The 575-nt window shown below is 58.8% G+C and carries 1 protein-coding gene; it reads left to right on the top strand.

Annotated features, from left to right (window positions below; all coding sequences use genetic code 11):
* Window positions 1-255 precede the first annotated feature (255 nt).
* Window positions 256-575 (top strand): ABC transporter ATP-binding protein (locus EN750_RS38100; protein WP_145968376.1); only part of this gene is annotated, 320 nt, incomplete at its 3' end.

Below are 575 nucleotides of genomic sequence, written 5' to 3'. Positions count from 1 at the left end.
CCGCAGGCCGGGTCGCATTCGCGGCCGCGGCGGCGGCCCTTTCGATAACGGGGCGGGGCGGGCGCGAGGCGCTTCCGACCGACGACCAGGTCAAGCAACTCCTGGCATCGACAAACGCGCCGTCGGCAGTCGAACTGAAATATGCGCGGCTCGATACCGGAACATAGCCTAGCTATCCGAGGAAAAATTTCGCAGGTGAACGTAAGCCGAGGACAATCATAAAAATCAGTGGCTTAGACTTGTGGAGGGAGGAATATGGCAGAAGTCGTTCTTGAGAATATCTGCAAGACATACGGGAACAATTTTCACGCAATCGACCAATTGAACCTGTCGGTTAAGGACGGTGAGTTCTTGATTCTCGTCGGGCCGTCCGGCTGTGGCAAATCCACCGCGCTGCGGATGATCGCGGGATTGGAGGACGTCACCAGCGGCAGCCTTCGGATCGGCGGTGTCGACGTCGTCGACATGCCGCCCAAGGACCGCGACATCGCGATGGTCTTCCAGAGCTACGCCCTCTACCCGCATATGACGGTGTTCGAAAACATCGGCTTTTCGATGCGGCTGGCAGGCAAGCC

This window comes from Mesorhizobium sp. M7A.F.Ca.ET.027.03.2.1 (genome assembly GCF_003999175.1).
Taxonomy (GTDB): domain Bacteria; phylum Pseudomonadota; class Alphaproteobacteria; order Rhizobiales; family Rhizobiaceae; genus Mesorhizobium.
This window is presented reverse-complemented; position numbering and strand designations above follow the sequence as displayed.